The 26,097-nt window shown below is 67.7% G+C and carries 11 protein-coding genes and 1 pseudogene; 2 read left to right on the top strand and 10 right to left on the bottom strand.

Annotated features, from left to right (window positions below):
* Positions 1-94: 94 nt before the first annotated feature.
* Complete coding sequence (locus H4N58_RS00920) at positions 95-811, top strand: helix-turn-helix domain-containing protein (RefSeq protein WP_208322845.1); 717 nt, start codon at positions 95-97, stop codon at positions 809-811.
* A 96-nt stretch (positions 812-907) separates the two neighbouring features.
* Here the strand turns inward: H4N58_RS00920 and H4N58_RS00915 are convergent, their stop codons facing one another.
* The 5 genes from H4N58_RS00915 to H4N58_RS00895 all read right to left on the bottom strand — a co-directional run bounded on the left by H4N58_RS00915 (position 908) and on the right by H4N58_RS00895 (position 10,158).
* On the bottom strand, positions 908-7,120 hold the full coding sequence (locus tag H4N58_RS00915) for a right-handed parallel beta-helix repeat-containing protein (RefSeq protein WP_167249440.1): 6,213 nt from the start codon (positions 7,118-7,120) through the stop codon (positions 908-910).
* Positions 7,121-7,904: 784 nt separating this feature from the next.
* Entirely contained in the window at positions 7,905-8,381 is a 477-nt protein-coding gene (locus H4N58_RS00910; protein ID WP_167249442.1) for a hypothetical protein, read from the bottom strand.
* 201 nt (positions 8,382-8,582) lie between these two features.
* Positions 8,583-9,308, bottom strand: a complete 726-nt coding sequence (locus H4N58_RS00905) for a hypothetical protein (RefSeq protein WP_167249444.1) — start codon at positions 9,306-9,308, stop codon at positions 8,583-8,585.
* A 141-nt stretch (positions 9,309-9,449) separates the two neighbouring features.
* Positions 9,450-9,626 (bottom strand): hypothetical protein, encoded by a 177-nt coding sequence (locus H4N58_RS00900; protein ID WP_167249446.1) that lies wholly within the window; start codon positions 9,624-9,626, stop codon positions 9,450-9,452.
* 220 nt (positions 9,627-9,846) lie between these two features.
* Complete coding sequence (locus H4N58_RS00895) at positions 9,847-10,158, bottom strand: hypothetical protein (protein ID WP_167249448.1); 312 nt, start codon at positions 10,156-10,158, stop codon at positions 9,847-9,849.
* A gap of 244 nt (positions 10,159-10,402) precedes the next feature.
* On the opposite strand from H4N58_RS00895, the gene H4N58_RS00890 reads away from it, so the two are divergent.
* Positions 10,403-13,237: an NACHT domain-containing NTPase gene (locus H4N58_RS00890; protein WP_167249450.1), complete on the top strand. Its 2,835-nt coding sequence runs from the start codon at positions 10,403-10,405 to the stop codon at positions 13,235-13,237.
* 137 nt (positions 13,238-13,374) lie between these two features.
* Here H4N58_RS00890 and H4N58_RS00885 read toward each other — a convergent pair.
* The 5 genes and pseudogenes from H4N58_RS00885 to recC form a co-directional block, all read right to left on the bottom strand.
* A pseudogene (locus H4N58_RS00885) lies at positions 13,375-13,908 on the bottom strand (transposase); the annotation flags it as partial.
* A gap of 426 nt (positions 13,909-14,334) precedes the next feature.
* The gene (locus H4N58_RS00880; RefSeq protein ID WP_167249452.1) at positions 14,335-16,530 is read right to left on the bottom strand and encodes a cell envelope integrity protein TolA; all 2,196 of its coding nucleotides are present in this window, start codon (positions 16,528-16,530) and stop codon (positions 14,335-14,337) included.
* Between the two features lie 906 nt (positions 16,531-17,436).
* Positions 17,437-19,317, bottom strand: coding sequence for an exodeoxyribonuclease V subunit alpha (recD, locus tag H4N58_RS00875; RefSeq protein WP_167249454.1), 1,881 nt, complete (start codon positions 19,315-19,317; stop codon positions 17,437-17,439).
* Positions 19,314-22,673, bottom strand: a complete 3,360-nt coding sequence (locus H4N58_RS00870; protein ID WP_243845041.1) for a UvrD-helicase domain-containing protein — start codon at positions 22,671-22,673, stop codon at positions 19,314-19,316. The genes recD and H4N58_RS00870 overlap by 4 nt, the downstream gene beginning before the upstream one ends.
* Positions 22,670-26,041 (bottom strand): exodeoxyribonuclease V subunit gamma, encoded by a 3,372-nt coding sequence (gene recC, locus H4N58_RS00865; RefSeq protein ID WP_167249456.1) that lies wholly within the window; start codon positions 26,039-26,041, stop codon positions 22,670-22,672. The genes H4N58_RS00870 and recC overlap by 4 nt, the downstream gene beginning before the upstream one ends.
* Positions 26,042-26,097: the final 56 nt, after the last annotated feature.

Below are 26,097 nucleotides of genomic sequence, written 5' to 3'. Positions count from 1 at the left end.
TGGTCGGCCGCACAGCGCATCGACCGGCATACTCGACCAGCGGAGACGCGGCAACTATCGGGAAACCTCGCGTTAGCGTTAGTATTTCCTCAAGGTGGTGGTTCTTGTGGAGATCGTTGTCTCCGAGGCGGCCGAGCGTCTCGGTGTCGGCCCATCCCGCGTACGCCAACTGCTGAACGCTGGCGACCTGCAGGGACGTCGTGCCGGTCGTGACTGGCTCGTGTCAGCAGATGATGTTGCCCGCCTGCAGGGGCAACGTCGTCGGCCGGGCCGCCCGCTGGGCCCGCTGCGCGCGTGGGGCCTCCTCGATCTCCTTGAGGGTGGCGCGGCACCGTGGCTGTCGTACTCGGCGCGCAGTCAGGTCCGCTCGTCCATGTCGCGGCTGCGGGATGTCGGCGCTGATCACTGGCGGAGCATGCTGCGGGGTCGGAGCCGAGTCGTCCGGGTCGTCGCCCACCCGGCTGCCATACCCCGCCTGCTGGCACGCCCCGAGGTCCATGCGGCGGGGGCGGTCGAGGCCGTACGCCGCGGCTTCGACTTGGTTGCCCTCGAGAGTCAGCGTGACGAGGTGTACGTCCCCAGTGAGGAGTGGCCCGCGTTGAAGAAGTCGCTCACCCTCCGAGATGCCGGTCCTGGCGAGGAGGCCAGCCTCGTCGTCCGCATGCCCGAGCGGGTCTGGCCGTTCGACTCACCTGGCGGAGTCTCCGACGCCGCGCTGGCGGCCGACCTTCTCGAGGCGGCCGAGCCGCGAGCTGTCAGTGCGGGCGACCGACGTCTGAGCGAGCTCCTGAGAGAGTGGCAGAGCAAGTGAGTGCCGTCATCACGCTCCCGCCGATGCGCACGCTGCTTGGGCAATGGTGCCGGTGGGGTGAGGGCGAGGGGACAGGTCGCGTACGGAGCCGCACCGCTACGGCAGCACCGCCACCCCATCGATGCGGACCGGCTTCCGCTTCGTCACCACCTTGAGCGTGATCGGCCCCGCGAACGCCCGCCTCGGGAGCACGACGACCTGCCGGTGACGCGTCGCCGTCGAGCGAAGGCTCACCCGCGCGACGCGCCGCGACCCGACGAGCACGTCGAGGCTGCCGCAGCCCTTGCACCGCGTGACGACCAGCGCGATCGACCCGCCACGCGTCGATCCGGTCCTCAGCGTCGCGCCCTTGCGGGTGCTCGTAGAGATCGTGCGCTGCAGGTACGCCGCACCCTTCGTCCGCTTCCATCCAGCCGACGCCTTGAGCGCACGGTCGTCGTACGGGGCACTCGTGCAGACCGCGGGGCTCCACCCGGACACGTTGCCGGCCCGGTCACGCGACCGCGTCGAGAAGCACGCCGTCGTCCCCGCCGTCACGGCACGCGCGAGTGTCGTGGCGCGCGACGCCTGCCAGCCCTTCGGCACGGACCATCCGGACGTCGCTCCCGAGCGGGCGACCGTACGGACGCGGGTGTCGTACGACGCCACGCCCGACCCGACGTCCGTCCCCGCGAGCCGTACGACGGACCGACCGTCGAGCGTCACCGCAGCACCGCGCGCGGCCTTCGCCGACGGCGCCCGCTTGTCGACGCGCACGCCACGTACGGGTCCGGCCGTGGCGCAGTTGCCGGCCTTGTCGCAGACGCGCCGCGTGCCGGTCGCCGCGTTCGCGCTCGCCGTCCCCACGGCGACGGAGGTCCGCAGCGCGAACGTCGCGTCCGCCGCATTCGCGAGCCCGCTGCCGCTGTCGGTCGCGGTGCAGCTGATCGAGACGTCGGTACGCGACCAGGCCGCGGACGGTGTCGCGCACCGGACCACCGGCGCCGCGCTGTCGGGCACCATCCCCTCGCCGCGCAGCGGCACTGTCACGTCCCCGCTCGACGCCGGGACCACGAGCGTCGCCGTACGGGCACCGGCCGCCGTCGGCGTGAACCTCACCGCCACCTCCACGGACTCGCCGGCCGCGAGCGTACGGGGCAGCGTCCCGGCCTCGACCGCGAAGTCCGCCGCGGCCCCGCCCTCGAGATGCGGCGCCTCGACCTCGACCGGGCCCGGCGTCCCGTTGGTCAGCGTCACCGTCTGCGCACCGGAGCTCGTCCCCACCCGGACTACACCGACGTCGACGCTGCCTGGATCCGCCGTGAGTCCCGCCGCACGCGCCCCGACACCCGGCCGTGCGATGAAATGACGGAGCTCGCCGCGATACTCGCCGACACCCAGGATCGACCCGTCGTCGGCGATATCCAGCGCGCCGTGGAGCTGGATCCAGTCCTGTCCAGGTGCAAGGAGCGACTCCAGCCGCCGCCCCTGGCCCTGCGTGTGCACGAAAGCACGCAGGTCCTGCGTGCGGCCGACGAAGTCACCGTCGGCATTCACCGACTCGGCACGACCCGGGCCCTCCTGGATGACGGTCCGCTGCCCGTTCATGACCCGTAGCGGGCGGCTCATCAGCTCACCGGCCACCGCGCCGCCGTCAGCGACGTCGAGTGCCAGCGAGACCTCACCAGGATCCATACCCATCGAGTCGATCACGCCGTTCTCCCAGCGGACCGCGTTCTCACGGCCGTACCGCGAGATCGAGTAGCCGACGATCAGCCCGTCGTCGTTGATCGCGGTCGCGACACCGCCGGCGCTCGGGTGGGTCGGGTCGAGGTCCGCGAGGTGCGTGACCGTGCCGTCGACCCACGTGGCGGCCTTGTTGTACGAGCCGCCGACGACGGTGCCCGCGTCGTTGATCCCGGAGGCGACGAAGTGGTCGGGCAGCCGCACCGACGTGCCGGCGCGCCACACGTACGACACGTCGCCGACCCAGTACACGACCTCGCCGTGCGCGTTGACGGCCTGCACGTTGAGGTCGTCCGATGCCATCGGAAGCGTCGTCGTACGGCCCGCGTGCTCGAGCGTGATCCGCCGCATCCCGGCGCTGTCGCGGTGCAGCATTGCGAGCGTCTCGCCGTCGCGGACCGCACCGACGACGTCCTTCCGCAGCGGCTCGAGCGTGTAGACGAGCTTCGCCCGTACGGCCGCCGACGCCAGGTCGTCCTCGAGCGGGTCGGCGTTGTCCGGGACGGAGTCGCGGTCGTCCTCGCCGGCCGCGACGACCTCCGCCTCGACGTCGAGGTCCACCTCGGAGCGCGTCGCGCGTACGGCCAGGTCGAGCGTGGCGGACGAGCGCTTCGCGAGCGACGGGATCGTCCAGGTGCGCGCGCTTTGGTCGTACGATCCGTGGCTGGCCGTCGCGGACACGGGCGCGAGGCCGTCGGGCAGCCGTACCGCGATCTCGAGGTCCGTCGCCGCGAGCGGGAAGGAGTTCGAGGCGGTCACGCGCACCGTCGCCGGCGACCCGACCGACGGTTCCTCCGTCGGCGCCGCCACGGCCACCGACACGTCGCGGTCGGTGATGTCGTCGACGCACGCGTCCCCGATGCCGTCGGCGTCCGCGTCCTTCTGTGCCGGATCGGCCTTGAGCACGCACACGTCGGTCGCGTTGGGGACGCCGTCGTCGTCGCTGTCCGAGAGCGACGACAGCGCCGCCGCGTCCTCGACGTCCTGCCCCGCCCGCTCGGCACCGGCACGCGCGGCGACCTGCGCGGACACGCCCTCGGTCCGGTATCCGCCCGAGCTGCGCAGGTCATACCGGATGTTCTCCCAGTCGTTGTGCCCCTCCAGCGCGATCGACCGGATCGTCTGGCACGCGGTGCCGCCGCGCCCGTCGGCGGCGATGCCGGCCCGGACACCGGTCTGTGCCGCGCCGCCGACCTGGTTCCAGTCGATGGCCCAGACCGGCGACCCGCTGCGCCAGACGCACTTGCCCTGCGCGGCGTCGTACCAGCTGAACGCGGTGGCCGACCAGCGCCTCGTGATCTCTGCCTTCGTCGCGGCCGACTCGTTCGCGGCGATCCCGGCGGCCTCGTCGAGGCTGTTCTCGTGCAGCGTCGGGAGCTTCCACCGCGAGTAGTCGAGCGGGCGGGTGGGCGTCGAGGCGAGGAACTGGAACGTGTAGTTCATGACGCTCAGATAGTTCGGCTTGTTCTGGACGTCGTCCGCGCCGCCGTGATCGAGCCCCATCCCGTGGCCGAGCTCGTGCATGAACGTGCCGGCCTCGATCTCGCTCTTGCAGTGCTCGACGGTGACGCAGCGGCTGAGTGTGCCGCCGACCCTGGTGAGGAGGTCGTCGCTCCAGCTGCCGAGGCTGATGAGGACGTCCTGTCCGCCGAGGTCCGCGACACCGGAGGTCTTGGGAGCCTCGTCGAAGCGGTGGGTGAACAGCGCGTACCGGTAGATCAGCCGCTTCGCCCCGAGCACCGCGTGGCAGCGCGGGCTCGACCGGTCCGCCTTGGTCCCGAACGCGCCGTCGCAGAGCTCGCCCGGCTTGCCGTCCTTGAGGTCCCAGTAGTCGTCATCGTCGCCCGACCCTCGCGCCATCACCTTGATGTCACCGCTGTGCTCGACGGCGTCGTCGACGCGACCGGCGGAGCCCGGCGAGAGGTGGAGGGCGAGGCCGCCGTTCGGCGCAAACTCGTACGCCTTGATGACCCGCTCCATCGCCAGCGCGGCCGGGCGGTCGCTGTGCAGCGCGCCGTCCATATAGTCGACGTCCACGTAGACGTCGGGCTTGGTCGGGTCGGCCCCGTACGGCGCAGCGTTGAGCGGCAGGTCGACGACGCGGTCGCCGTCGTAGTCGATGCCGCTCGTCTCCCAGCTGTCGCAGATCGCGTCGCCATCGTCGTCCAGCGTGCCGTCGCCGTCGGTGTCGAGGCAGACCATCGAGACCTCGGAGGTGGAGCCGTCAGCGCCGGTCGCCGTTGCGGAGTAGGTGGCGTTCCTCGTCTGGTCGCCGGGCAGCTCGAGGACGAAGTGCGCGCCGGCCGCGGTCGGGTGGAGGGTCGCCGTGCCGACCCACTCCTTCGCCGCGCCGAACCCGCTGACCGGCCCGGGGCCCGCCGCCTTGTAGACGTCGACGACGGTGCCCTTCGGGTCGGGAGTCGTGAGGACGCCGGTGACGAACGTCTTCGTCTTGACCTTGTCGTACGACGCGGAGACCCCGACGGGGAAGTTGACCAGGCCGTTGGGGCCGGTGTCGGCGTCCTGGGCGTCGTTCGCGGTCGGGTCGCTCGCGCCGAGGTCGATCGGGATGCCGGTGTTCTTGTCGATCACGTTGCCGCGGATCGTGACGCCGGTCGTGGCCGCGCCGTCGACCCCGATGCCGGCTCCGGCGTTGGCGCTGACCGTGTTGCAGGCTCCGGTGCAGCTGCCCGCGGGGATCGCGTCGGCGGGCTTGAAGCCGATCGTCACCTGCGTCGCGCCGCCGTCGACCTTGATGCCCTGGTTGCGGTTGGGGGCGTTGCCTCCGCCCGGGAGGACGCCGACGGTGTTGGCCGCGACGGAGACGCTCGACGCGCCGCGTACGAGGATGCCGTTGCTGTTGGCGACCACGAGGTTGCCGTGGCCCGGGGTGCCGACGACGTGGCCGCTGCCCTTCTCGACCCAGATGCCGACGCCCTGGTTGCGGAGGGCGCCAGTCCTGGCGAGGTTCGCGCCGACGGTGTTGTCAGTGACGGTGCTTGCCGCGACGCCGTGCGCGACCACGATGCCGTCGCCGTCGTTGCCGGAGACGAGGTTGCTGCGGACGTCCCCGTACGCGCCGGCGGTCGGCGCTGACGGCTCGGCGGTGAGCTTGATGCCGCCGACCTTGTTCGGGACGGCCCACACGCCGGTGCCGTCGGTGCCGACCTTGTTGCTGAGGAGCTCGAGCGGCTCGCCCGCGTGGCCTCCGACGGCGAAGATGCCACCGCCGTCGTTGCCGGAGACGACGTTGTGGCGCACCGACGACCGCTTGTCGCGGGAGAGGAGGATGCCGACGCCCTTGTTGGCGATCCGGGTGGTGCCGCCGCCCTTGGCGAGGCCGATGGTGTTGGTGCTGATGTCGTTGCGGCCGCTGTCGGCCGTACGGATGCCGTCGCGCCCGTTGCCGGAGACGGTGTTGCCGGTGATCTTCGCGTACGCGGCGGGGGTGCTGAAGTCGGTCGGCCCCGACAGGCGGATCCCGTCGGAGGTGTTGCCGAGGGCTGCCGTGCCGGCCGCGTTCGTCCCGATGAGGTTGTCGGTGATCTCGTGGGCGTCAGTGCCCGTGATGCCGTACGCCCACACGCCGGTCTCGCCGTTCCCGGAGATGACGTTGGCGTGGAGGGTCGTCTTGGCGGCGCTGATGGTGACGACGCCTTGCATGCGGTTCGGCACTGCGGCGGTGCCGGCGGCGTCGGTGCCGATGCGGTTGCGGGAGACGACGGTGCCCTTCGCAGCTTGGGCGACCTCGAGGCCGTGGCTGACGTTGCCCGAGAGGAGGTTGCCGTCGGCGTCGGTGGTGCCGCCGATGCGGGTGTCGAGGGCGCCGTCGAGGACGGTGATGCCGAGGAGGTTCGCGACGATGGCGGTCCCGGCAGCGTTCGTGCCGATGCGGTTGCCGGCGATCTCGTTGTCCTTCGCCGCGGCACCGGTGACCGTGATGCCCGCTTTGGCGTTGCCGGAGATCACGTTGCGGCCGGCGGAGGTGCCGATGACGTTGTCGGGCGACTTCTCGATGACGATCCCGTACGAGTTGCCGCGCCCGGTCGTGCCGTCCGCGGCGATGCCGACGTAGTTGCCGGTGACGAGGTTGCCGCCCGGGCCGGAGATGAAGATGCCGACCTCGAAGTGCGTGAGGACGAGGCCGGTTACCGAGCTGGTGCCGCCCGCGAGGCGCAGGCCGTCGCCGCCCGCGCCAACGGTGTCGCCGGCGAGGTGCACGATCGGGGTGGTGCCGGCGCCGGGCTGGGTGAAGCCGTCGATCGTGACTGGCTCGGTTATCTGCGGGAGCTCGGAGGTCGGCGAGATCGTCACCGGGCCGGAGCCGATGGCGAAGCGGATCGTGTCCGCGCCGCCGCCTGCGTTGGCTTCTTGGATCGCGGCGCGCAGGGTGCAGACCGTGCCGGTCGCTGCGCTCGTACGGCACTGGCCGTCGCCTGGTGTCGCGTCCGTGTGGTCGGCGGCTGAGGTGACGACGTACGGGCTCGCCGCAGCGGCCGGTGTGGTCGTGGCCGCGAGCGTGCCGGCGACGACAGCGGTCGTGGTGGCGAGCATGAGCGCAGCAGTGCGCGCAGCGCGAAGCATCCTGGTGTTCCCCCGTGTGTGCGATCCGCCGAGCGCGGATTGGTCAGCCCGGGCCGTTCCGAGAGGCCGGGCGTTGGACGACCGTACGAGCGCGGGGGTTCAGCGGGGTGTGAGTTTGTGGGTGGACGCGCCGCCGATGCCTTCCGGGGAGACGGACCCCCAGGGGGAGTGGCCCACCTACGACTCGGCGCCCATACAGCCCGGAAGTGGGCACCGCTCAGCCCTGTGCCGTCTTAACTGGTCGAGCCATACCGTCAAATGAACCTGGGTAGCCGCCTCGATGCCGACGCGCACGTAGGTCTTCCGCTGGTAGCTGTAGTCGCCGGACGGTTGGCTTGTCGTGACGATGAACTGCAAACAGCGTCATGGTTCGGCTGGCCGACGATCGCGGCGGCCGTCTCCTGCATATTCGGCGGCACAAACGTGGCGGAACGAGCGCCCTGTCTCGGGCTGAAAGTTCATGACCGACTTCGGCCACGTCCACCCGTCGACCGCGCCAGTCGTTTCCGCGCTTGACCTCGAGGAGTCGACAGACTCCAACAGCGAACGCAGGTCGAACCCATTCGACGTCGAAGGAGGAGCGGGAGTTGTTGTCGGATATCCGGCCCCTGAAGTGGGGGTACAACGACACGCCGCACGTCCCAGGCTCCGTTCTGACACAGCAGGGCTCACCGTACCCGCTCCACGCAGACCGTACGGACCAGGACGAACGCCCCGATCTGCCACGTGCACGCCCGGACGGCGAGTTCAGGCGAACGCGCGGAAAGGCCGAGGCCGATTCCAACTACGAACCGGCCTTGGCCTTCAGCGCAACCTTCTCTGCCCGCAACTCGCGTAGCGCAAACCAGTAGGCGGCAAGAAACCCCAAGCCAACGACGTAGAGCACGACGCTACAGACGATCGTGGTCCAGAGCCAGAAAGGAATCGCAGCCACACCTGCGCCAGTGGGAACGCGCTGCAAGCTGGCGCTCGCGAACGCAGCGAGCGCGAGGCTGCCGAGGACGACCCCCGTCGCCGTCCACGCCAGTCTTCGCGTTCTTCGCATCCTGGCGAACGAGTCGAACTCCACGTACTCCAAGACATCCTTCGAGAGTCGGTCCTTGAGATGCGTCTCAGAAGCGGTGAGCCCGTCGGGGAGAGCGGTGATCGCGTCGGACAACTCCCTGATGTGGCGGAGCCGCCTCCGCCGACCCGTCAACGAGTACACGAACGGCGACAGGGCGACCAGGCCGACGAGCACGCCGCCAATCAACTCGATCACCCCCGAAGGCTAGGGCAGCCCAGGGGTCACGCCGCGGCGTTGGGTCGCGGCCTGTAGGCGGAACATCGTCCTGCTGGCAACAGGCGGGGAGATGTAAGACCTCCAGAACATCCAGCCCCTGTGCCACGACTGCCATAAGGCGGAGGGCGCGAAGGTCGTGACTCGAAAGAACTGGTTCAACCCGGCATACCTCGACAGGCTCTAACTTTCGCTCGGAGGAAGGGCGGCCACTGCCCCTTGCGTGGCCATCGTGACGGCCGCGTTGTAACCAGTCCACATTCCGACAGTAAGGATCTTCTTCGCTCGGGCCGTCCACTTCGACTTCTCTTCCTCTGAGACGCCAGGCGCCTCTGCGAGGGCCGTCATTGCCCCGCCGACCTCGAACACCCGCGCTCGGAGCGTAGCCTCCCCGTATTTCTCGACTTCCTCGGCGACGATCGCAGCCTCATCAAGCAACTGCTTGATGTATCGCTCCACCTCACGATTCAGGTACGTGGACTCGTTCACGAGCTTCCGTGCGTCGGCCAACGCCGCAAGCAGCTGGGCGATTTGCTCCGCGCCGCTCTTAGGCACCGCCTTCGCGGTGTCGAGCATCGGAATAAGAGCCCGGAGCATGCTACGCGGCGAACCACTCAGGGGGGACAGGCCCTCCTGGATTTTCAAATTCCAGGCGCGATCAGGCTCGAACAGCGCTGCGTACCAGAGGTGCAATTGTTCGATCCACGCCTCAACCTGGTCCAAGTCATCCGTCGCAACAAAACTGTTGAGTGAACTCTCGATCTCCGCAATCCACTGGGCGGCGAGCTGGTGCCGTTGCCACGCCTGGAGTTCTCCACCCGAGAAGCCCCTGGCGTGCTTTATGCTCCTGTTCGGCGGTACCTCCCATGAGTCGAGGAGATCCAGCAGCAGCTTCGCGGGGTTCGGCATACGCCAAGCCTAGCGACGGGAGCCGTAACTCTCCCCGCTTCCGCACCAAGTGCCGACTGGACGATCCAGTGTCCGCGAGAGATGGTCGCTGGCACCGCACGTCGGGATCTTGCGATGGCTGACGTCTACGGTGCCGCACCCCTAGCACCGCGTGACGACCAGCGCGATCGCCCCGCCACGCGTCGACCCGGTCTTCAGCGTCGCGCCCTTGCGGGTCGACGTGGAGATCATGCGGCGCGGGTACGCCGCACCCTTCGTCCGCTTCCAGCCGGCCGACGCCATGAGCGCACGGTCGTCGTACGGGGCACTCGCGCACACCGCAGGGCTCCACCCGGACACGTTGCCCGCGCGGTCGCGCGACCGCGTCGAGAAGCACAGCGCTACACCATTCCTCGGGGCTTAACCCCGGTCGCTGACGAATCTGCCCCGCCAGCGACTCGCAGACTGACGTACATCGTCAGCAGGAGCAGTGGCGAGGTCGCTCCGCTGACCTTGCGCGGCGCTCGGTCCAGCGACGGTCCGCTCTCGGAACGGTCGATCAGTCGCTGATCTCGCCCCGAATGAGCATGTCGACCACGCCGTCGGGGGAGACCTGTCCATCGCGGAGCGCCTCGTAGCCGGCGATCACCACATCGGGGTCCACGCCTGCCTCGATGGCTTCCGTGCGGAGGACCGCAAGATCCTTCGCTCGTGCGAGGGCTTCCTTCATGATCTCGGTGTCCTTGACCTGCAATCGCCGGGCTGCCTCCCGCCGCCCCTGCTGGGCAAGATAGAACCCCCCAGCAGGCGCTCCGAGCAGGAGGGCACCGGCTGCGGCGTAGTAGAGAAGCGGCGAACATGACGACGGCACCCCTGGATGCTAACGTCCAACGGGCCATTTACGCCGCGGTTATAGCAGCTGAGTCGTCACCAGCCTCGGCGGGTCACCCGGTTCCGCATCCTCAGCCCCGCACACCCGTTTCCAACCAAATGACGTTCGCGTGCAGACGCTACAGGTAGGCAAGGGTTCGGATGCGTGTCACATTCTCAGTTGCGTCAGTGTTTGACGCTCATTTGCGCGAGGATGTTGTCCGACAGGGGATGGGAGAAGTCGCGTGAGATACGACCTCCAGCGGCTGGGGCCGTTTGGCTTTCAGGACTGCGCCGCCGCGCTTGCAATCAAAGCCCTCGGTGCGCACGTGCGTCCGATGGGACGGGGGCGCGACGGAGGCCGCGACATGCTCGCCAACGGTGCTGTCGTGTGGTCGGCCGACGACCAACACGGGGCCGAGTCGTGGGACGGTGTCACAGTTTTCCAGGTGAAGCACAAAGCCACGCTCGAGGGCCCCGAGAAGGATGCCGCCTGGGTCTGGAAGCAAATCCACGCAGAACTCGTTGAGTGGTCAACACCCGACACGAACCGCGGAGAGGTGCCGAACTACCTGGTCTTCGTGACGAATGTTCCGCTGACCCCTACGCAGGACAAAGGCGGCTTCGACACCGTCGTCGCCGCCGTGAAGAAGTACCTGAACGGACTCAAGGACTCGACCTCCGAAGACCACCTGAGCGGCGCCGACAGGTTGGCGGCACGCAAGGAACGCGAGGCCCGTCGTGATCGTATGCGGAATCTGCGGCGCTGGCGCATCTGGGACGGGTACCAGATTGACGGCCTGCTCGATGCTCACGAGAGCGTTCGCCGCGCCTTCGACGGATTTCTAACCGCTGGTGACGTGCTCGCCGACCTGAGCCAACTTACGACACACCTCGAACAGGACGAGATGGGCGGTGCGCTGCGAGATCACGCTCGATGGGCTCTGGTCAATGAACGAAATGTGTACTTCGATGAGGCTGGGGGCGAGACCAAGGGCGTGCCGGTGGAGCAGGTTGCCGTTGACCTGCCAGTGCTTGTGGAAGACGAGCCCTCTAAGGAGCGTGTAATTCGATACACGCTCGACCACGGTGACCAGATGCTGAAACCAACGGTCACGACCCGTCACAAGCCGCGTCACCTCGTGGTAGTGGGCGCGCCCGGCAACGGCAAGACCACCATCAGCAAGTTCCTTGTGCACGCCTATCGAGCGGCGCTTGTCGGTGAATCCGACGACCTTGGAGATGAACAGAAGGCGGCAGTAGCCGGTACGAAGAGCGCATTGGCTTCGATGGGACGAGCGTTGCCCGCGAGCCGACGGTGGCCAATTCGCGTCGATCTCGCGAAGTTCGCGATCGCGCAGGCGACGAACGAGGACTACACGCTTCTTCATTGGATTGCTAGCCACCTTACGCGGCAGGTCGCAGCGAAGGACGTACCGCGCTGGGCGTTGTGGAAGTGGTTGCAGACCTGGCCCTCGTTCATCGTGCTCGACGGACTCGACGAGGTGACCGAGCCATCGGTCCGTAAGACCCTCGTTGCCGACGTTGAGGCCTTCGTCGCCGAAGCTGAAACGAAAGACGCCGACGTACTCGTCATGGTCACTACACGGCCAACCGGTTACGTGGACGACATGCCGTCGACCATGTTCTCGCGCGTGGACCTTGCCGACCTGAGCATCAATGATGCCCTCGCTTATGGGCGACGGGTGGCGAGGGTTCGGATACCCAACGACCGAACACGCAGGGACGGCATGGTGGAACTGCTTGAGGACGCCGCAAAGGACGACGCGCTCCGGCACCTCCTGCGCACGCCATTACAGGTCCTCATCATGTCCATCATCGCTGAGACCTCGCGGCAGTTTTCTCCAAGCCGCTACGCCCTCTTCTGGGGCTACTACAAGGTCGTCGAGCAACGAGAGCAAACCAAGGAGCTCGGCTTCTCCGCACTGCTCCGCGACCATGCGCAGGTCGTCCTGGACCTGCATCGCAGGGTCGCTCTGACGCTGCAGCAACAAGCAGAGACCCCCACAGGGGCTGACTCGGTGATGTCGCCCGAGGAGCTGCGCGACACTGCGTGGCACGTCTTGAAGGCATCCGGCCACGACCCGTCGAATGCCGACAAGAGGCTGCTCGACCGGATCGTTACCGCCGCGACCCACCGACTAGTCCTTATCACGCCGCAGTCAGGCGGCGGCTATGGCTACGAGGTGAGATCCCTGCAAGAAATGATGGCGGCGCTCGCGTTGACGACTGGGACGGTCGAAGATGCCATCCCCAAGCTGCGCCGGATCAGCGCTTCACCGCACTGGCGCAACACGTTTCTGTTTGCCGCGGGCCGCTACTTCTCCGAGCCCCAGCCCCACCAGAAGGAAGCTGTCACGAACCTCGTCCTCACGATCGATGACAACGCGCCTGAAAGGCTCGGAGCGGTCGTTCCAGTCGGACCTTCCCTAGCCCTCGAGATCGTGGACGACGGGATGGCAAGTGAGCCGATCTACTTCCATCCACTGGTGACACACTCACTGAAACTGCTTGAAGCGCCTGAACCTCAAGATGGTCTCGTGGTTGCCAGCCAGTTCGCGGGTGCCGTCGCTACGACCAGCGTCGTTTCTACCCTGATTGTCGATGGATTCCGGGCCGCCCTCGGCGGGAACACCGTCGCTCGCGCTACCGCCGCCTCTATTCAGCGCTGGTTCGGAGTGTTGCGTGACTTCAACCCGAGATACAGCCGCATCAGTCCCCAAGCGGTGCCTTTGGACACGGTCCGGCGCAACCCGAGAATGGCGCTTCCTCCCGAGCCGGTAGCGGATTGGGCCAATTTCCACGCAACCGTCAATGGGTACGCCGATGACGAGAATCGGGCCGCGCTGAACGACATGGCTGCTTGCGTTGAGAACATGGCGAACTCCGGAGAGCGAGCCCAGACCACAACCCAGATGGTTGGATTGCTTTCCGATCCGAACGTGGCGTTCGTCTGCGAGGCAGCGCTCATCCATGTCGCCGACGGATGCCCGCTGCTGGTTGCAGTGCTACGCGACGCGGTCATGCCGGTCCTGTGGCGGCGGCCGGTCGCGCTCTGATCTATCTGCTGCCGACCCCTGATGGTTCCGGCCGTGCGTCTATCTGGGCGCCGTGACGAGACGACGAGGACAGCACGTCCCGAGTCGTGCCGTTTTAGTGTGTCGGCCACTGTGTGTCGGTGGCGTCGAGGATGTCTTTGGCGGCGGGTGTGAGGGGTCGTGGGCGGTGTGGTCGTGGCCGGCGATGCGGACGCTGATCTCTTGGAGGGGTCGTAGTGTGTTGACGATCTTCTTGATGCTCATTGCGGTGGTGTCCTGGAGGTATCGGGACACGGCGAGGGCGGCGAATACCGTGGTCAGGTGGGCCTCGATCGCGTCGCGGGTGTGGTGGAAGATCGGTCGGGCGGCGAGGTCGTCCTTGGACATCCGAAACGATGCTTCGACCTGCCAGAGGTCGTGGTAGCTGGCGATCACCTCGCCGGCGGGCATCAGGGTGGTGGGGATGTTGGTGACGTAGCCCTTGAGCCCGACCAGTCGCCGTGCCCGGGCCAGCGATGACTCGTCGAGGGTGCGTGAGCGTTGGTGGTCTTGACGAACCGCGGTGTCCGTGAGGTCGTCTCGCCGTCGACGACCGCGCGGGCACGGTTCTCCTGCAACGTCAGTGTCTTGTTGTCACGCACAGCGCGTTTGCGCGAGTACGCCCACACCGCCCGCCAGCTGATGGAAGATCGCAATCAAATTATTCATGGGATTTGGATGCCATCAGCACCTGGCGGACCCAACCAGCAACACACCGTTGTTCTAGCACGGCGAGGCCTCAAGACGCCCACGAAAGCATTCTCACCGCACCAGCTTCTAGAGATGGTGCAAGCTATGGAGAACCTTTCACGCGAAATCAACGAGGCGGTCTTGGATATTTTCGATGGACAATTTCTGGATTGGGACGCGAAGGATCGTTCGCCCGGAATCCGTAGTGCGCCGCGCAGACTGCATTGACTCATGGATCGGATCGCCTCCGTCGTCCAGCAACGACCGCCCACGCTTGGCGACCGCTGCTCGACCAGAGTTGGACGCACCCGACGGAGCGCAACACTCGTGAGCCTTCGCACGCTGGGGCGAACTGCCTACTCTGGGGTGAAGCCACTGCGGCCACTCTCCTAGAGCAGAGACAACAGGGTCAACACACCGCCAACAAGGACGCCTGCAATCACTACGCCACTATGCTTGGTGCCACCGCCGATAAGGTATCCGATCCCGGCGATGACTACGCAAACCAGGGCCTGCATGCCTTTCTGATTTGGATGATTCAGGAGCCCGGCCCAGTCGAACCAGGTTGGACCGGCCAGCGCAAGAATAATCAGCGTGATCGACAATGCCAATGCACCAAACCTCCGAAAACGCTGCCAATGCCGTGCAAATCGTTCGGCCGCTCCCTGTGCAGCCACGCGATGCGCGCGCTCTTCCTCCAGCTGCTTCAGCAGATCAGCCTTTTCCTTCTTTTCTGCCGCAGCGCGCTCATCAGCGTCCTTCCGAGCGGCAGCTTCGACAGCTTCCTTCTTTCGCGACCTGTCCAACTCCTGAACGATCCGCTGTGCTGCCGCCTCCGCCGCCGCCTCCATTTCTTCGCGCGCCGATCGTTCGGCAGCAGCCTGTGCGCCCGCAGCACGAGCTGCCGATTGGGCTTCCGTAAGATTCTCGGATGCTTCGGAAAGACGCTGCACAAGAGCACTATTCTCGTTAATTACAGCATTCTCAACGAGTTGACCGAAAGCTTCTTCAGATGCGTCAATATCTTTAAGCTGACCCATGAGTAGATCATCATTCAAGATATGAACAGCGGTTTCAGTCGGAACTCCCTCAAAGCTTGCCAGGTACGCCAGCACCTTTGACGCCGTCTGTCCATAGTCCGTCTGCGCGGTCCGAAATTCCGGGGCAGCAAATATCTCCATGAACTTCTGGTCGAAATCCGTAGTTACTCGACTAAACGGGCGTAGAATCTGCAGGAGATGTTGCGGCAGAACGACGGTCGCCACGCCCTTTCCATCCTGAGAAGACATGAGGAAGGAACGGTCGAAAGCATGCAACGAGTAATCGTTGGACAGCAGCAACGCCCCCGAGCGAAGCGCGTTCGTACTGCCTGATCGCTGGCGTTGCAGATACATCCATACTGTCATGTCATGATCTAATGCCTCATACCGCCTGGACGGCTTTCCTGGACGCAGACGCGACTTCAGGAAATGTTCAAACTCGGCGATATACTCGCCTTTTCTCTCCGTCTTCAACTCAGCCCCGGCCTGGTTGTACCGCTCAACTCCGCGGTCACGTAGCAGGTCTTCGACATGATCAAATCGCGCAAGAAAGGCATCGGTGTTGATCTGCTGTTTCGCGTTGAGTACGTGGAATTGCCGCTCAAGACCGAAGCCACCGCCGCGACTCTCGATGTACTGCAGATAGGCGCGACTCAACCCGGGGGTGAACCGCTGACGCTTCAAACTCGCGCGCGCAGCATCCAGAATTTTGAGTATTTCTTTGAATGTGCGTTCGTGATAATAGAGCCTAAACGGATACTTCTCCTTCTCAATCATTTCAAGGAGTTCAAGGTCAGCCTCCTGCAGAGGATTATCCTGCAGGCCAAGGACGGCAAGCACGACATTGGTGTCGAGGAATAGCTTCAGACTGGGCACTTGCCCCTTTAGATAGTCAGCGGTCGAATCGCTCACCGTCAGCGCAAAGAACGTGAACGTTCCGTCGAGCAGCTCCGACATATACTTTAGACGCTTTGGGCTCGGCGAGGTGAAGAAGGCTCGTACCGCGACCCTAGCCTTCTCCCGCGCGAAGGCTAGGCCAGCACGGTCAATTGCACTATCCAACAAACCAAGCAAGTTTCCTTTTTCATTGCTCGCGTCACTTCGAGAGTCCAGCAATTGGACCGCCTGGGCGCCGTGCTGGTTGAAGACCTGACCGAGGTATGCCTGAAGCGCGATCCAAAGTTTGTCGTCTGGAAGACCGCTCGCGGTGGTCACCTGAAGGCTCAACCATTCGTCGCGAACGTCCCGCTCAAGTTGCTCGGATGCATCGATCCGCTCGGCAAGCGCGGCGCGAACGTCGGGCGCCAAGACAATGCGGGCAGAGCCCTCCGTGTGATCAACAAGGATCCGGCCGCCTCGTAGATGGTTCTCGATCGCCAACCGCACATCGCCAACATCCAGGGTGACCCCAAAGTATGTCGCTACAGCTAGGGCGAGCTCGTTTGGATCGCCGCCGTCGCCGACCCTCGGGTCGATGCTCAGGGTAGTTAGCACCAAACTGTCGACTGCACTTTGCACCTTGCGAGTCTTGCTCAGAGACAGCATGTGGCAGAGCTGACGGAACGCGGGCTCTGCTGAGCGGCCGGCACTTTTCATAGTTTGGTTGCCTCATCTTCGACCGGGGACCCCAATCTATAGCGAGTAGGGACACGACGGGGTACCTTCGCCCAAACGATGCACCGTCTCCGGAAAAGACCCGTGGACGGCGTACCGCCTCCCCCGCAGCCCCGCTCCGCGGGGCTTTGCAGACGAGACTGAGTGCGCCACGTGAGCGGCCCGTATGTCACGGGCCTACCCAGCGCCGTCGACAGTCATTGGCCCCGACGGTTTCGTCGAGGGAACGCAGTCCAGGGCGGATTCTCTTCGGAACCCTCGGAAGGCCGGACGCGAGTCGATGTGCATTGATGAATGCTCTGATCGCCGGGGCGGTAGTTCCTAGTCTCCACTAGCAAGCGCTTCCCACATCGCGTCCATGCGTCGCGGAAATCCGACATCAGCCTCAGTTGCGCTCGAGGATGTCTGCCCTGTCCATAATGCGAGGTCGCTCGACGCGGCGTCATCTGGACTGGCGCCGCTCACCCGCAGGGTTTCGACGACCCAACCGGCCGGAGGGAGGGGTTTCGACAGGCTCAGCCGATGGCGCGGTGCGGCGCCTGCGGCGCAGCAGCCATAGCAAGTACGGCGCGCTGACCGGGCAAGATCGCACCCAGCAGCGGCGCCGCACACGTCAACAGCGTGAACGGCCAATCCCGGACGTTCACCTAGCAAACGAGGCGCGTCGTGATGGACCGACAGCAAATCCAGATATCGATACTCGAGGGTCACCGCAGCACCAGCCCTGCGATCGCGAGCATCTCCGGCACCAGGAACTCGTACGACTTGCCGGGCGCCGTCGGAAACAAGGAGTCTCGTCAATCGCCCAGCGACCGACGCCTGGCCGTTCGGTCGATCTCAGCCTGACAGTTGGTCTGCCAGTCCTGAAGACCGCCGGGCTGTCGTTCGCACTGCCTGCCCAATCGCGTCCCGCCCGCCAACGATCGTCAGGTGCCCCGCCGCTCGAGTGACGGCGGTGTAGAGCATCTCGCGGGTGAGCAGCCGTGAACGCGGCGGCGGGACGATGACGACGATGTTCTCGGCCTGGCTCCCTTGGGCCTTGTGCACGGTCATCGCGTGCATCGTCTCGATGTCCGATAGGCGCCACGGCGAGAGCGACAGCGGGCCGGACGCGGTCTGGAGGACAGCAATCGGGCCGTCGTCGGTTCGGACGATGACACCGGTGTCGCCGTTGCGGACGCCGAGCCCGTAGTCGTTGCGGGTCACCAGGATCGGGCGGCCGACGTACATCGTCTGCAGCGCCACCTCGGGAGCGCGCTCGGCGAGTGCGCGTTCGACGAGCTGGTTCCAGTGGCGGGTGCCGAACGGGCCCGTGCGGTGTGCGCACAGCAGGCGGAGCGTGTCGAGGTGGGCGAGTGCTTCGTCCGCGTCGCCGCGAAGGGCGAGTTCTCGGAGTCGTACTGCGTGGTCGATGACCTGTGGGAGCAGGTGGAGGGAGGGGGTGTTGGTTTCGACAAGCTCAACCGACGAACTGTCGGCTTCGACCCCCTGACGGGCGGCGTGGGTCTCGACAGGCTCGACCGGCTGGGTGGTCTCGACAGGCTCGACCGGCGGGCGGGCCGCGTGGGTCTCGACAGGCTCGACCGGCTGGGTGGTCTCGACAGGCTCGACCGGCGGGTGGGCCGTGTCGAGTGCGGTGAGGACTGCTTCGGGGTCTCCGTCTCGGAATGCCGCCGCGAGGTCGGCTCGATCCCCCTGCACCCGGTGGTCCTTCGTGAGACGGACGACGCTCCCGTCCGGCTCCAGGCCTCGTACGAGATCGGCGAGGACCGAGCCGGCTTCGACGGACGCCAGCTGGTCGGGGTCGCCGACGAGCAGGAGCCGGGTCGCGGGCGCCAATGCGTCGATCAGGCGCGCCATCATGCTCAGCGAGACCATCGAGGCCTCATCGACGATGACGAGGTCGTGGGGCAGCGGGTTGCGGGCGTCGTGGCGGAACCGCTGGTTGCTTCCGGGGAGGCTGCCCAGCAGACGGTGCAACGTCACCGCCGGGCTGATCGACAGGTCGCCGCCGTCTTCGGCCTCGATCATCTCGTTCATCCGCGCCGCGGCCTTGCCCGTCGGCGCGGCCATCCCGATGCGGAGGCGCCCGCCGCTACCCGCGCTGAGCGCCCGCAGCACGCTCGCGATCGTGTGCGTCTTCCCCATCCCTGGCCCGCCGGTGAGGACCGTGGTCGCACGCTTGGCCACGCTGTGTACGGCTGCCTGCTGCGCCTCGTCCAGCTCGGGCTTGGTCGCGATCACGACCGCCTCAACCGCCGTGAGGTCCACCGGCGACACCGCCACCTCACGCCTCGCCCGCAACGCGTCGGCGATGAGTCTCTCGTCCGCGTGATAGCGGTCGAGGTACACCAGCCCGAGATCGACGCGCAGGACACCGGCGGCGACCAGGCCGGAAGACCGTACAGTCTCCAACCACGCGCCGGCCTCCGGCAGCTCCACCGTGTCGCCCACGGTCGGCGGCTCGCTGTCGAGGTCCTCGTCGTCCAGGTCCGCCGTCAGCGCGGCGACCGACTCCAGCGAGAGCGCGGTCGACCCGTCACGGACGGCCCGTACGGCGAACGCCAGCGCGAGCGCAGCATCGCTGCCAACCTCTTCGCCGAGCTGACGACAGATGCGGGTGGCGACGACGCAGTCGCTGCCGTCCAGGAAGCCTGCCTCGTTGAGGGTCGCCAGCCGTCCCTCGGCGACGACCGTGACGGCAGGGTCCGCGGTCATCGCGCCCCCTTGCGCGTACGGCCATCGAGCACGGCCGACAGGTCCTCGAGCAGCGCGGACGGTGGGCGCCACGAGAACACCCCGCACGGCTGGCCGTCCATCAGCGGGGTGTCGGGGCCGGCCATGCCGCGCAGGTACAGGTACATCACGCCGCCCAGGTGCTTCTCCGGGTCGTACGCCGGGAGCCGCCAGCGCAGGTAGCGGTGGAGCACGACCGAGTAGAGGATCGCCTGCAGCGGGTACGTCGAGTGCGTCATCGCCTCCGCCAACTGCGCCGGCGCGTATTCGGCAAGGGTCAGCTCGGCATCGGTCGGTCCGAGCCAGTTGGTCTTGTAGTCGACGACGTAGAACTTGCCGTCGTGCCGGAAGGTCAGGTCGATCGAGCCGGTCAGATAGCCCAGCAACGCCTGTCCGCCGAGCTCCTCTCCGTCGAGGGCGTCGGCGTACGCACGCAGCGGATCGCCGGCCGGCAGGTGCTCGCGCAGGATCGGCGCCATCGCCCCCAACCGCGCGTTCGCGTGCGAGCGGTCGCCCCCCGCCAACGGGAGCTCGAAGTCCATCTCCGCGAACCGGTCCGTACGAGGTAGGTCGACCAACGTCGCGCCACCCGCCAATGGCCCAATCGGCGTCGTACACACGGCTTCGAGCGCCGTGGCCAGCGCGTCCGGATCAACCTCAACAGGCCACCAGGCGAGGTGCTCGCGGATCCGGTCGAGGAGGTCCTCGTGCAGGTCGTCGGCCTGGAAGTCGGCGTCCTCCAGCACCGCGTGCACCAACGAGCCGAACGTCGTGCCGACGGGCATCTGCGCCATCGGGGAGGGGACATCAGCGCCGACTCCGGCGGCATTCGCAGCGCCGTTCGAAGCGACGGCAAGTGGTTCCTCGTCGTCGCGCCCCACGGCATCAGTCTCGGGTTCGGAGGTGGCGGCGCCCGCGTCGTGGGAGGCCGCGGTCAGCGATGAGTACGACGTCCGGCGCCACAGCTGGTCGACCCACGAGCGGTCGAACCGTCGTACGGTCAGCGGCGTCGTCGCCCGGTCGGCCACCACCTCGGGGGCGCTGCGGTCGCCGTCGACCTCCGTGAGGCTGAACACGCCGTGCGCGGCCCACGTCCGCAGAATCTGCTCGGAGACAGCCGCGTTCTCGAGCTGCACCCGCTCGGCGGGGACCACCCCGGGACCGTCGCCACCCTGAGCGCGCGCCGCGAGCAGCGAGTCCAGCTGGTCGGCAGAACCGGCCTGCCCGAACAGGAGCCGGTGCAGGGCGGAGTTTGCGGTGTTCCACGTGGGAGCCCACCACACGACGACCTGCGACTGGGCCCGCGTCATCGCGACGTACGCCAGCCGCATGTTCTCCCCGAGCGCCTCCGACCGGTGCTCCGGCTGGTTCACCTCGTCGGCGTCGAAGGACAGAACGCGGCGCCCGTCGCGGTGGATGATCGCGGGCGTCGGGTCGTCCTTCATCCAGTGGTCGAAGAGGAACGGCGCATAGACGATCGGATACTGCAGGCCCTTGCTGCCGTGGATCGTCGACAAGGTGACGGCCAGGGCATCGGAGTCGAGCCGCATGATCCGCGACGCCGCGGTGGCTGCCGTACCGTCGGCGCTCTGCTGCCTCAGCCAGGCGACCAGGCTCGGCAGCGCGCGCGTGCCCTCGAGGACGTGCTCCTGCAAGAGCTGGGCGCAGTGCTCGATGTCGGTCAGGTCGCGCTCACCACCGACCTGCGACAGCACGCGCGCGTCGAGCCCTTGGCTGCGCGCGACGTCCAGCACGGCGGCGATCGCGCCCCGGTGGAACGCCGCGACTAGCGCCCGTACCTGCGCAGAGATCGCCTCCGTCGCCTGCTCGCCGCGGGCGTCCAGCTCCTCCGCCGTCCAGCCGAGGAACGGCGTGAGCGCCGCCAGGCGGAGGCGTTCGGGCCGGTGCGGCTGCTCGAGCGCCATCATCAGGTGGAACCACCACTCGGCGGCGGTCGTACGAAGGACCGACTCGCTGGAGACGAGGACGGACGTAATCCCGTGGGTACGCAGCGCCGCCCGGATGCCGTGCAGATCACGGTTGGCGTACGCGAGTACGGCGATGTGCTGCGGCCGTACGGGAGAGCCGTCGAACGTGGCGTCGGAGGTGAGCAGGCGCGCGATGTCGGCCGCAGCGTCGGCGTACACGTTCTCTCGTACCGAGCCGATCGCGAGCCTCTTGTCGCCCAGCACCGCCCGCAGCCGTACGGGGCTGTTGTCGGGCGCACCCTGCAGGCGGTGCGCCGTCCGCTGAGCGGTGATCGGGTGGGCGACGATGCCCGGCGAGAGCTGGACGTTCGCCATCAACAGCTGCAGCGCGTCCACCAGCGGCGCGTCGCTGCGGTAGTTCGTCGGCAGCGACGTCCGGGTCGCCGCCGTCTTGGCGGCGAGCAGGTACGTGGCGACGTCGCCGCCGCGGAACGCATAGATCGCCTGCTTCGGATCGCCGATCAGCACGAGGGTCTTGTCGTCCCCCGCTGGTTGAGCCTGTCGAAACCCGAACGCGCGAGAGAACACCTGCCACTGCACCGGATCGGTGTCCTGGAACTCGTCGACCAGCACCACCGACCAGCGTTCGCGCATCCGCCGCCGCGCCGGGCTGTCGTCGGCCTCCAACGCGTCGGCGAGCTCGGTGAGGAGGTCGTCGTAGCCGAGCAGTGCCGCCCGGCGCTTGCGTCGCGTGACCTCGGCGCGGACCTTCTCGACGAACGCCAGCCGCGCCGCGACGGGCCCGGTCGCGTCGGTGGGCGACAGCACCGCGCTCGGGTTGTCGAGCGCGATCTGCGCGTCGGCCTTCGCCTGCGCGTAGTCGAGGGTCGATCCCGCGACGTGCTCGGCCAGGTAGAGGTCGTCGACGACGTCGGTGCGCAGGTCGGTCAGATCCTCCGCCAGCGTGGCGTACGAGTCGGAGTCGCCGGCGACGCCCAGGCCTCTCAGCACGTAGTGGCAGAACTGGTGGATGGTCGCGATGGTCGCCGTGTCGAAGTCGGCCACGGCGGTGGCAAGCCGGTCGATGCGCGCCGCGAGCTCGTCAGCGGAGCAGTCGCGCAGGTGGTTGACCAGGACGTCCGCGGTGACGTCGCCGCGTTGGAGAGCGGTGAGGGTCTCGGCCATGCGCTCCCGGACGCGTTCGCGCAGCTCCTGGCTGGCCGCGCGGCTGAAGGTGACGATCAGCAGCTCGGAGAGCGGCCGCCCCTGCTCCGCCACGTACCGGACGACGAGCGCCGACAGCGTCCACGTCTTGCCCGTACCGGCGCTCGCCTCGATGAGCGTTGTCCCCGACGGGAGGGGCGCGGTGATGTCGAAGCTGGTCATCCCAGGGGCGTTCGTCGGGCTCATGCGTCGCCCCCGTGCTCGTGGATGGGGTTCCAGATGCGCGGCGCGAAGTAGACGAGACCGTCGCGCCGGTTGAGCTCTTCGACGCGCGACTGCGGTCCGAGGACGAATCGCCACCACGGGTCGACGTTCTCGCCCGGGAAGCGGTTGTCGCCCTCCCAGCTCTTGCGGGCGCGATCGAGTGCCTGCCGCACGCCGTACGGGTCGCCGGGGCGGGTCTTGCGGTACGCGGCGGCGAACGCGCTCGCGGTCTTCGGCGGGACGCCCATCGGGAACCGCATCCCGGACTGCCGGATCCGTACGAGGTCGGCGAGCCGCGCCACGGCCTCCGTCGGGTCGGGTGAGGACAGCCGGAGGCCGCCCCTCTTGCCGAGCAGCTCGGCGCGGTGCTCGCGCTCGGGTTCGGCCGCCGCCAGCGCCAGCAAGCGCACCCATGCGGCCGCGACGTGCTTCGCGCTGATCGTGGAGTACGTCCGTAACCACACCGTGTCGTCATGGATCGCAGTGACCACACCCGTCAGCCGTACGGCGCCGCTGCCCTCGGGTGCGGGCAGGTCGAGCCGGATGTCGACGGACCTGGGCTGGCCGGTGCCGCGGTCGGCTGCGATTGCCCTCACGTTCGCCGCGATCTCGTCGCGTACGACCCGGCCGCGCGCGCCCGGCGGGAAGCTTCCTCGTACGACCTCCCGGTCGAGCGCGTCCTCGAGCGCCATCCCGTCGAGCACCTCGTGCAGCACCCGCTCCCCGATGTCCCACTGCTCCAGCCCGTCGAGGGCGATCGGCAGCGAGTCGTTCGCCTCGTCCACCTGCCGCGGGACGGTCACGTCGAGGCGGTGCCGGAGGAACTCGCGTGCCGGGTTCTGCAGGAACGCCACCAGCTCGTCGACCGTGACGGCGGAGATCGGCTGTACGGAGAGCGGCTGGTCGAGGAAGTCCTTCTTGGCAGGCGGATCCGTCCGAAAGGTGCGCAGCGCCTCGGCTCCCGCGAGCGCGGCCGTGTCGAACGTGCCTCCGGGCACCGGGCCGTCGGGATGGAAGTTGCGCTCGTCGAACGCCTGCAGCGGGTGGTGCCGTACGAAGCTCGGGTCGGTCGCGCCGTCCGCGTCCCCGGGCGCTGTCGCCGTACGGGATGCTGCGGCGATCAGCTCTTGCAGCGGTACGGCCGGTGGGCGGCGCGCACCGTTGTGCTCGTCGAAGCCGGAGTAGATCGCCACGAAACGCTCGCTGGCCGCCATCACGGCGTCGAGCAGGAGCTGGCGATCCTCGCTGCGTGCGTCGCGCTCACCGACCTGCGGACGGCGGGCCATGACGTCGTCCCCGTCGACCACGGGTGAGCGCGGATAGACGCCGTCGTCGACGCCGAGCACCACCACGGCCTTGTGCGGCACCGAGCGCATCGGCACCATCGTGCACACCGTGATCGCGCCGCTGCGGAAGTTCGCGCGGGTGGGCCGCGCGCCCCACCGCTGGTCGAGCATCACCCGGATGTCGTTGAGCCGCAGCGTCGTCGCGTCGCCGGCCGTCTCGCCGATCGCGTCGAGGTCGCGCGCGAGCTGAGCGAACTGCCACCGCTCGTCCGGGGGTGTGTCGGCGAGCGCCTCGATGGTGTCGTTCAGCCAGCGCATCCACTCACGCGCCGAGAGGGTGCCGCGTACGGTGTCGGCGGCGCGCTTGAGCCGCTCCATCAGCTCCAGGAACCGGCCGACGACTTCGATGTCGCGGCTGCCGATGTCGTCGACAGGTACACACGCCGCTGACGGACCGTCGGTGTCGGCGGCGACCGCGACGCCGAGGGCGATCCGGTCCATGCCTCGCGTCCACGTGTTCGCGTCCAGGCCGGCCAGCTGGTATTCGCTGCGGTGACCCGCGTCGTACCCCCACCGCACTCCCGCGTCGGTGACCCACCGGCCGACCCGTTCCAGGTCCTCCTCGTCGAACCCGAACCGCGCCCGTACGGCCTCGTGGCTCGCGAGGTCGAGCACCTCGGAGACGGTCATGCGGCCGGCGACGATGCTGACGACGCGATGGGCCAGGTCGATCAGCGAGTTGGTCGCGCCGAGGGCACGGTCGGCGAGCTGCACGCGGAGCTGCTGGCCGGGATGGTACGAGTCTTGGCCCGTGTCGGGCGTGCGGACAAGGCTGAGGCCGAACGTGGCCTGGATGAGCGGCGCGAACGTCTCGATGTCCGGGCACATCACGAGGATGTCGCGCGGCTGCAGCACGCCCTGGCCGTCGGCGAGCAGCGAGGTGAGGACCTCGCGGAGCACCTCCACCTGACGGGCCGGCCCGTGGCAGGCGTGCACCTGGATCGAGAAGTCGTCGGCGGTGGTGGTCCGCGTCTCGTCGGGGGCGCGGTTGGCGCGGATGTCGGCTTGGAGGAGTGCGAGGCGGTCTGTCTTCGTGGTCGGCGTCGCCTCGAGGGGCTCCTGGACAGTGACGCCGTCGGTGCTCAGGACCGCCTGAAGCTCGCGGACGTCGCGGCCGAGGGTGGCGAGCAGCGGGTGCTTGGCGTGGCGCGCCGTACGGTCGTCGGCGCGGGCGCCTCGTGATGTTGCGCCGTCGAGGTCCGCCCAAAGCTGCGGCGACGGGTGCGGCAGCCAGAGGTGAAGGTCGCGGCAGGCGCCCAGGGCGACGACCAGCTCGCGCTCGGCTGCGGCGAGGCGGGTGTAGCCGAAGAAGGAGAGGCGTTGCGGAAGATCGATCGCTGCCTGGCTCGACGACAGCTCGTCCACGACTCGCCGGTGGCGTTCGGTGACCGACTCGGTCAGGTCGTGCCGTTCGCGGACGAGCTCGACCGTGCGCCGCCACAGGATCGGCTGCCAGAGGAAGTCGTCGGGCAGGGTGTCGCCCACGCCGTCGGAGGGGACGCCGGCCTCCCAGTCGGCGAGCATGTGGGGGCGCTCTCGCGCGTACGAGGCGAACAGCCCGGCGATGCGGCGCGCCACGGCGTACCGGCGCGACTGGCGCGCCTTGCGCTCCCACTCGGCGCGTGGGTTGTCGGTGATCTCCTGGCCCGCGCCGAGGTGGTGGGTGAGTGCGTCGAAATGAGGGGATCCGGTGAGCTCGTCGATCGCCTCGAGGGTGGGCCAGACAAGTCGATCTGCTTGCCACGGGTCGTCGCGGTCGCGACCGAGCAGCATGCTGATGAGCGACTGCGGCGCCATGATCTGCAGGCCCGCGCAGACGCCATCGTCGCCTGCTGTGGTGCCGAGCGCGTGGGAGAGCTGCTGCGCCAACCACCGCTCAACGCCGCGGGCCGGGACGACCACGACCTCGGGGGTGAAGACGTCCGCGGGGTCGTCGCGCAGCATCGCGGCGAACTCGCGCACGAGCGTCTCCGGCTGGTCGCCCCGGTGCACGTTGATCCCCACGCCGCGACCCTAGCCAACCCGCACCGCAAACGACCTCGACGTCGAGGCGGAATGTC

The sequence above is a fragment of the Mumia sp. ZJ1417 genome, from assembly GCF_014127285.1.
Classification (GTDB): domain Bacteria; phylum Actinomycetota; class Actinomycetes; order Propionibacteriales; family Nocardioidaceae; genus Mumia.
Note: the sequence above shows the minus strand (reverse complement) of the source record. Positions and strands in the feature narration are given on the sequence as shown.